Here is a 7,637-nt window from a genome sequence, read left to right on the forward strand (position 1 = left end):
TCCCCAACCGCCGCCGGCGCCCGCCCGCGGCCTGCGCGGCCCGGTCGTCCCGGCGGAGCACTGCGCGGTGGAGGTCGCTCGCTTGCTGCCGCTGCTGGCGACGCTGAGCCCAGGCCAGTGGCAGGCCCTCGACCCGCCCGGTCCCCCCGGGGCCGCCGCCACGCTGGTCAGCAGCGCCCTGCGAGCCGTGCAGGACTATCCGCGAACCGACCTGCTGGCGACGCTGGCCGCCTACCTGCGCCACCGCGGGCGGCACGAGGAGTGCGCAGGCGAGTTGGGGATCCACCGCAACACCCTGCGACACCGGCTCCGGCTGTTGAGAACGCTGCTGCACGACACCGTGGACACCGACCTCGACGACCCTGACCTCAGCGCGCACCTGTGGCTCGGGCTGCGCGAGCGGGGTCTGGCCTAGCCGCCCTGCGAACCGCCGGGCCGATCCCGCTCAGGGAGCCGCGGTCACCTGGGCGATCTTGGTGGCGAGTTCGTCGGCGGTCAGCAGCCCCTTGGCGTGCAGATCCGCGAGGACGCCGAGCAGCACATCCTTGTCCGCCTCCCCGCCGTCCGCCTCCGACGACGCGGCGCGGCCGCTCGGAGTGCTGCCGCCGGTCGCAGCGCCGTCGTCGTTGGGAGCACCGGAGGCAGCTGCGACGGCTGCGCCGGCCACGGCTCCCTGATCGCGAGCGGCCGCGAGGGGGTCGGCCTGCGGAGCGCTCTCGGCACCGGAACCGGCACGCGGGCCCGATACCGGACTCGACCCGGCGCCCAAGGCGGCGACCCCGTGGGCGGCCGAGTCGGCGGCATGATCGCCCTGCCCCGCATCGGGGCGAAAGGCCTGGTGGGGGCGGCTGGCGCCCACGATGACACCGGGCACAGCAGCGACGACGGCGGCGGCGAAGGAGTCGCTGTCGGCGCGGTTCATCTTGCGCACCGCGACCCGGCCGGTGGCCGTGAGCACGGCCAGGCCGTCGTGGATGGCGGGGGCGTAGTCGAGGGCGCGGATGTCGCGCAGCGGCACGGCCTGCAACCGGAACTTCGAGAAGTCGTCGCGAAGGGCGATGACGCGGCGGTCGGTCAGCACGAGCAGGCCGTCGCTGCCGGAGTAGAAGCACGCCACCAGCGCCTGAACGAGTTCACCCTCCTCGAGGCTCTCGTGCAGGTTGCGGACGGCAGACCGTATGCCGAATGTCACGCTCATGCGCGATACGGCCTCCGCGATATCGCGACGCAGCACCACCATGCCTGACCCTACGGACGAATTCCCCACGACCTGAGCGAAATCGTGACGAGCCGACCCGGCATGACTTACGTCACGAAGTGTTATACAACGGCGTTATCTTTGGTTGGTGGGCGGGCCAACGACGATTATGGTGAAGCGTGGTCACCGCGACTCCGCAGAACGCCGGCTTTCCCGCCACCTCCATGGCGGCGCTGCGGGCTGCCAGCGCACCGGTGCTCGAGGTGATCGACTCGACCCGCACGGCCTGCGTGATCGTGCTCGCCGAGTACCTCGACCTGCTCGACCCTCCCCAACTCGGCGAGGATGCGCTGCTCACTCTGGTGACCACGGCCTTCGAGTCGCAGGCGGTCCCGGTCGGTCCGCTGGCCTACACCCTGGCGAATGTGGAGTTCGAGGTCTCCGCCGACGCGCGGACGGCCTGGGCCTTCACCCAGCGCGCACCCCGCGTGCGCGACCTCATGGGGGTGCTGCGCCTGGAGCCGCAGCGACTGGTCGTGGGCGGCACCCGTTACGGCTGGATCCCCGGCGTGGGCTGCGAGCCGACCCACGTGTTGCTCGCCGACATGGAGGCCGTCATCGCGGAGGCGCGCGTCTACACCGCGCTGCGTGCGGCGCACATCGGCTACGCCGGTCAGGTACGCATCACGGCGATGATCTACAACGACGTGCCGTTCGAGCCGCTGGCGCTGCGCCGCTTCGACGAGTACACCGGCGAGCTGTTCCTCGAGATGGCCTCCCTGCGCGCGTTCCCGCCCAAGAGCACGGTGTACTCCCTGACCTCGACCCCCGATGAGATCAGGCGCATCTACTTCGCCCTGGCCCGGCGTATCGCCGCGGCCTTCGGGGCTGCCAAGCCGCAGTTTCTCGCCGATCCCGACAGCCGCATCGTCGACGACACCACGCAGGTCGTGGCTTCCTGAAAGCCCCTCCCGGAGCACCGCGGCGCGGGTAGGTCACGGGCGCGTCACAATCCGTTGACCGAGGCGTAGACGAACGACCCAACGCGGCCGCGCAGGGACAAGCTATCTCGGTCGAAGACAACCCGTCGTCGACCATCCCGACGTTTTGCCGTCGAAGCCTGCCCGGAGGCGCTCGTGTCCTCGTTCCTTGTCGCATCACCGCTGGCCGCGTCGGCCGGCCTGGCCGCCGTGGAGGCCCCCGAGCCTGCCTACTCGGCGCCGGTGCTCCTGCTCATCGCCCTGGCTGCGGTGCTCGTGCTGCTGGTGCTCATCATCTCGTTGCGCATGCACGCGTTCGTCGCGCTGGTACTCGTCTCGCTGCTGACCGCGCTGGCCGCGCGCATCCCGTTCGCGGAGGTCGTACCGACGCTGCTGCAGGGCTTCGGTTCGACCCTGGCCAGCGTCGCGCTGCTCGTCGGGCTGGGCGCGATGATCGGTCGGCTGCTGGAAATCAGTGGCGGCGCGCAGGTGCTGGCGGACACCCTGATCCGCAGGTTCGGCGAGAAGCGCGCGCCGCTGGCCCTCGGCGTCGCGAGCCTGCTCTTCGGCTTCCCGATCTTCTTCGACGCGGGCCTGGTCGTCATGCTGCCGATCATCTTCAGCGTGGCCCGCCGCCTCGGCGGTTCCGTACTGATGTACGCGATGCCCGCCGCCGGCGCGTTCGCCGTCATGCACGCCTTCGTGCCCCCGCACCCCGGCCCGGTGGCCGCCGGTGAACTGCTCGGCGCCGAGATGGGCCTGCTGCTCCTCACGGGTTTGGCGATCGCCATTCCCACCTGGTTCATCGGCGGCTACCTGTTCGGGGTCTTCACCGGGCGCCGGTTCGACCTGCCGGTGCCCGAGCTGCTGGGCAGCGGGCGAGACGCAGAGGCCGGCGGTCGGCTACCGAGTTTCGGCACGGTGCTGTTCATTCTGCTGCTGCCGCTGCTGCTCATCTTCTTGGACACGGGGCTGAACACCCTGTCCACCGCGGGCTACGTCGACGGCGACCAGACGTGGGTCGAGATCCTACGCATGATCGGCAAGACGCCGGTCGCGCTGCTGATCACGGTGCTCGTCGCCTCGGTGATTCTGGCCGGCGGTCGCAGCCGCAGCACGATCGAGACCATTCTCAACGACGCGCTCGGCCCGGTCTGCGCGATCATCCTCATCACCGGCGCGGGCGGGATGTTCGGTGGGGTGCTGCGGGCCAGCGGCATCGGCGAGGCGCTGGCGGGCAGCCTCGAGCAGACCGGTCTACCGGTCATCGTCGCCGCCTTCGTCGTGTCCACCGCGCTGCGGGTCGCCCAGGGCTCGGCGACGGTGGCGCTGACGACCACCGCGGGCCTCATGGCTCCGACCGTCGCGGCGACCAGTGGCCTGTCAGCCCTCGACCTGTGCCTCATCGTCATCGCGATCGCCAGCGGCGCCACGGTGCTCAGCCACGTCAACGACTCCGGATTCTGGCTCGTCGGTCGATTCCTGGGGATGGACACCAAGACGACCCTGAAGACGTGGACCGTGATGGAGACGATCCTTGGGACCGTCGGCTTCACCATCGCGTTCCTGCTCAGTCTGGTGCTCTAGCGGCGACCGGGGGGGTCGGTCGGCCGGCGTGGGATGGCCGACAATGGCCACGTGGCGCAAGGGGATCGGCCTGGGTCGACCGAACGTGGACGGGAATCAGGGGAATGGACGCGCAGCACACCCGCAGGTGGTCCCGGGTGGCGGCCGGGATCGCCGCATTCGCGGCGCTGCTGTACTCGGCATGGCTGATGGGCCCGTGGCTGAACCCCGAGCACGACACCACTGCGTCCTACGTCAGTGAGCTGGCCGCCTCCGATCAGCCCTTCTCGCGGGTGTTCCGCGGGTTCGACGCGGCGGCCGGCCTCATGCTGGCCCTCGCGGTGGGAGTGCTGCTGGTCCGCGACTCCGGCTCGTGGCTGGCGCGGCTGCGTCGCAACGGCCCCTACGTCGCACTGGGACTGTTCGGGCTCGCGACGGTCGCGGACTCGCTACTGCCGCTGAGCTGTGCGGCGACCGCCGATCCGATCTGCGCGGCGGAGGAAAAGCTGGGACTGACGCCGTGGACGCATCAGCTGCACACCGTCAGCAGTTCGCTCGCGGGTGCCCTGGCGGTCGTCGCCCTCGTGTGGGCGGCGGCCCGGGTGTGGCGGCGCCGCCGGGAGGGAGCAGCCCCCTCCTGGCTTGTCGCGCCGGCGATCGGACTGGCGCTCGTGCACACGGTGGCACTGGGCTACACGCTGCTCGAGATCGCGGGCCTGGGGGTCGGCGGCTTGGGGTGGGCCCAACGGGTCTCGCTGGCAGCGCTGGCGCTGTGGTGGGTCCTGCTGTTCCTGTCCTGGCGCCGGGGGTTGCCGGTGCGCTCCGACTGAGCCCGGTTCCAGCCGCGTCGCCGCGCCCGCCCCCGAGCCGGCTTCAGGCGGGAACGGGCGGAGCCTGCACGAGCGCGCGGTCGGTGGGGGCGCTGTCCACGGCGACGCGACGCTGCAGCTCATCGAGCCGCCCGCGGGCGGCCTTCTCCACCAGCAGCGGCACGAAGTCGCGGATGGGCCCGTCGAACTCCGCGTGTGCGCGACGAACCACCGTCTCGACGATCTCGGTCGGGACCCCTTCGTAGCGCTCTTGCAGCCGGTCCACAACGTGTTCGACCGCCGCCTGCTCCCACCCCGGATCGTGCACAGGTGAACTGGACATGAATCGATGATGATGGACAGGCGTCCAGATGTGGGTGCCCATGCGCAAGAAATTCCGGGATGAGACGAAACCGACTGCCGGGCATCGGATCCCCCGAACGACTCCGCGAGGCGAGGAGAAGCGGGGCGACGTGCAGACAGAGACGGAGCTGGCGAGGGGACTCGAACCCCTAACCCCTTGTTTACAAGACAAGTGCGCTACCGATTGCGCCACGCCAGCGGTGCCTCCTGCGGCGGCCCGGTCGGGACGTCACGGCGGAGGACCTGCTCAGTGTACCTGGGGCGAATGGGCCGCGAATTCGCCCGGGGCACAGTGGATGCCGCGCTGAACTGGGCAGATGCCGACGGTCCGCCCGGGGCTGACAGCAGGTTCCAACAGGCGAAATGCCGGGAGAGGGCGGAAGATGGGCTTCTGCAGTGTGGCAGGAGCGCTCACCCTGGGCGCCTGAAAGGAGACGCGTCATGGTCGTTCTCGGAATCATCCTCGTGCTGGTCGGCTGGCTGGCCAGCATCAGCATCCTGACGACGATCGGTGTCGTCCTGGTCATCGTCGGCCTCGTGCTGAACTTCGTGCCCATCGGTGGCACGCGCCGCCGGATCTTCTAGCCGGCTCGAGACACGCGACAGGCCCGGCACCCACGGGGGGATGCCGGGCCTGCTGGCGATCTGTCGATCAGCCGATCGGGGGCGCTTAGACCAGAGCCTTGACGCGAGCCGCGCTCACGTTGGAGGCCGCGAAGGAGCGGGCACCGGAGGCGCGGACGTTCAGGTGACGCTCGGTCTTGCGAACGGTCTCCGGGCCGACGATGCCGTCGACGCGGGCACCGACCGTGCGCTGCAGGGAACGGATGTCCGTGCGGGTCATGCCCAGCTGGTTGGAGGTCGCCTTGCGGTCCGCGGAGCGGGAGGCGGTCATCGCGCCGCCGCCGGCCGCGAGGCCGTTGGCGCGGGTCAGGCCGGCGCGCTTGCTGCAGGTCGGCCAGGCGCCGGGGCCCTGCATGCGCAGCAGCTGCTGCGCGGCGGCGATCTGCTGAGCCTTGCTGGCCCGGTGCGGCAGGCTCGCGTAGCGGGTGCCACCGGCGGCGCGCCAGCTGCTCGCGGAGAACTGCAGGCCGCCGTAGTAGCCGTTGCCGGTCGAGATGCTCCAGTTGCCGCCGCTCTCGCAGGCCGCGACGCGGTCCCAGACGTTGGACGGAGCCGCGGAGGCGGCGGGAGCGGCGGCCATTCCGCCGCCGATCACGGCGCCGGCCGCGACGACGACACCAGCCGCGCGAACGCGCATGGACGACTTGCGGGCAGCACTGTGCTTAGGAAGGTAACGCATGGGAAACAGATGTCCTCTCCTGACGAGCGCCGATGGGGTTAGCTGTCGGGTTCGGGCGTCAGGCTGCCCGGCCGGGTTTCTCCCGGCTACACCCCAAGGCCGCGTGATGCGGCCGGTAGAGCCCGTTGGGCTCTCGTGGGTCCCCCACCTCCGTCTGCCCGGAACTCCCGGCTAGGTGCCCGGCGACGGAGTTAGGCGCTAGGGCACGCGATGCTTGATGGTTGCTTTGGAGTTGTCAGTCGGCCCCCGAGGACAGCTGCTGTTCACTGTCGGCCAACCGCCAGCGACTCTAGGGCACGCCGCGGAGCTGTAGCAAAGGGATGGACTCGATTTTGCATCGGTTTGATCACGAATCCACCTGCTCCTGGTCAAGAGATCGGCCCTCTACCAGCACATCTGAGGCGCGCGCGGCCCACTTTGTGAAGTGCATCACAAGCGCTGAACAGTGGTTGATTACTGCGAAGTAACAACGCACCCACACCTTCGCTTCCACCCGCTCATGGCCTGGATATATCCATAGGGGCGACTTTTCCCACAGGAACGGGCATTCGGGCACCCTTGGAGCGCTTGATGCACCAAGCAGCAAGAGTCGCTGAGAGCGGCCGATCAGAAGGGGCGCAGCAGGCTCTGCGCGAACGACTCGGCCAGCGGGTACCAGTCCGGTGCGATGCCGCTGGCCTGGCTGCGCACCGCGAAGTACGCACCGACGAGACCGAGCACGAGGCTGACGCAGAGGGCTCCGAGGCGGTGCAGCGTCAGCACCCGCATCGTGCGGCGCGAACCGCGACGCAGGGTGGCCCCGGCCGGCCCCCACCAGCCGACGAGCACGCCCACCGCCATCGCGCCGGCCAGCACCGGCTCCGACTCCACGGTCATCGCGATCCCCGTGGCGCCGGTCAACAACACCGCGATCCCGATCGCGGCGCCGGCGGCCACGACGCCGGAGACGATCATGACCAGGGCCGTCGTCAACACAGCAGGCAGCGCGCGAAATGGCGACATGAGGATCGCGATGGGCACGTCGCTGCGGCGCCGACCCCGCTCGGCGGCACCGGAGAAGATCGCCAACGAACTCGCCTCCACGGTCCGGGCGAGCACCGACCAGCCGGCCGCCACCAGCACGGCCACGACCGGATACGTCATCGCCAGCCCGCACAACGCACCCAGCAGGGTCAGCAACGGCAACTGCACGCTGTGCCGCAAGCGCGGGCCTGAGTTGACGTGCGCCGGATCGGAGAAGGCCGCTGGGCGGGGCGGTGAGCCGAACTGCGGCGCCCCGTACGGTCGCGGCTCGTAGTACGGCCGCTGCGCGGCCCGCGAGGCTCCGACCGGAGCGGGTGCCGCGCCGGCCTTGGCCCGGCCGCCCCACCAGGTGCGCCGAGCCGGCTTGACCACCGGTTGGGGGCCCGCGGGCGCTG

At 70.4% G+C, this 7,637-nt stretch carries 9 protein-coding genes, 1 tRNA gene and 1 riboswitch; of the genes, 5 read left to right on the forward strand and 5 right to left on the reverse strand.

Annotated elements, in window-relative coordinates; translation table 11 throughout:
* Positions 1-415: helix-turn-helix domain-containing protein (locus KILIM_RS24780; RefSeq protein ID WP_006594816.1), on the forward strand; the 415-nt coding region annotated here is incomplete at its 5' end.
* 30 nt (positions 416-445) lie between these two features.
* Here the strand turns inward: KILIM_RS24780 and KILIM_RS22950 are convergent.
* Positions 446-1,240, reverse strand: a complete 795-nt coding sequence (locus KILIM_RS22950) for a PH domain-containing protein (protein ID WP_006594817.1) — start codon at positions 1,238-1,240, stop codon at positions 446-448.
* A gap of 137 nt (positions 1,241-1,377) precedes the next feature.
* Here KILIM_RS22950 and KILIM_RS21215 point away from each other — a divergent pair, with 137 nt between their 5' ends.
* The 3 genes from KILIM_RS21215 (at position 1,378) to KILIM_RS21225 (ending at position 4,574) form a co-directional block, all read left to right on the forward strand.
* Entirely contained in the window at positions 1,378-2,160 is a 783-nt protein-coding gene (locus KILIM_RS21215; protein ID WP_006594818.1) for a hypothetical protein, read from the forward strand.
* A 219-nt stretch (positions 2,161-2,379) separates the two neighbouring features.
* Positions 2,380-3,765 (forward strand): GntP family permease, encoded by a 1,386-nt coding sequence (locus tag KILIM_RS21220; RefSeq protein ID WP_217997155.1) that lies wholly within the window; start codon positions 2,380-2,382, stop codon positions 3,763-3,765.
* Positions 3,766-3,869: 104 nt separating this feature from the next.
* The gene (locus tag KILIM_RS21225) at positions 3,870-4,574 is read left to right on the forward strand and encodes a DUF998 domain-containing protein (RefSeq protein ID WP_006594820.1); all 705 of its coding nucleotides are present in this window, start codon (positions 3,870-3,872) and stop codon (positions 4,572-4,574) included.
* A gap of 43 nt (positions 4,575-4,617) precedes the next feature.
* Here the strand turns inward: KILIM_RS21225 and KILIM_RS21230 are convergent, their stop codons facing one another.
* The gene (locus KILIM_RS21230; protein WP_040564050.1) at positions 4,618-4,896 is read right to left on the reverse strand and encodes a three-helix bundle dimerization domain-containing protein; all 279 of its coding nucleotides are present in this window, start codon (positions 4,894-4,896) and stop codon (positions 4,618-4,620) included.
* 146 nt (positions 4,897-5,042) lie between these two features.
* Positions 5,043-5,115, reverse strand: a tRNA-Thr gene (locus KILIM_RS21235).
* A gap of 242 nt (positions 5,116-5,357) precedes the next feature.
* Between KILIM_RS21235 and KILIM_RS24415 the strand changes: the two genes are divergently transcribed.
* Positions 5,358-5,501, forward strand: coding sequence for a hypothetical protein (locus KILIM_RS24415; RefSeq protein WP_006594822.1), 144 nt, complete (start codon positions 5,358-5,360; stop codon positions 5,499-5,501).
* Positions 5,502-5,586: 85 nt separating this feature from the next.
* Here the strand turns inward: KILIM_RS24415 and KILIM_RS25315 are convergent, their stop codons facing one another.
* Positions 5,587-6,219, reverse strand: a complete 633-nt coding sequence (locus KILIM_RS25315; protein WP_006594823.1) for a transglycosylase family protein — start codon at positions 6,217-6,219, stop codon at positions 5,587-5,589.
* Positions 6,220-6,231: 12 nt separating this feature from the next.
* Positions 6,232-6,427, reverse strand: a riboswitch (cyclic di-AMP (ydaO/yuaA leader).
* Between the two features lie 398 nt (positions 6,428-6,825).
* A partial coding sequence (locus KILIM_RS21245; RefSeq protein WP_006594824.1) for a hypothetical protein occupies positions 6,826-7,637 on the reverse strand: 812 nt, incomplete at its 5' end.

The sequence above is a fragment of the Kineosphaera limosa NBRC 100340 genome (genome assembly GCF_000298215.1).
Lineage (GTDB): Bacteria > Actinomycetota > Actinomycetes > Actinomycetales > Dermatophilaceae > Kineosphaera > Kineosphaera limosa.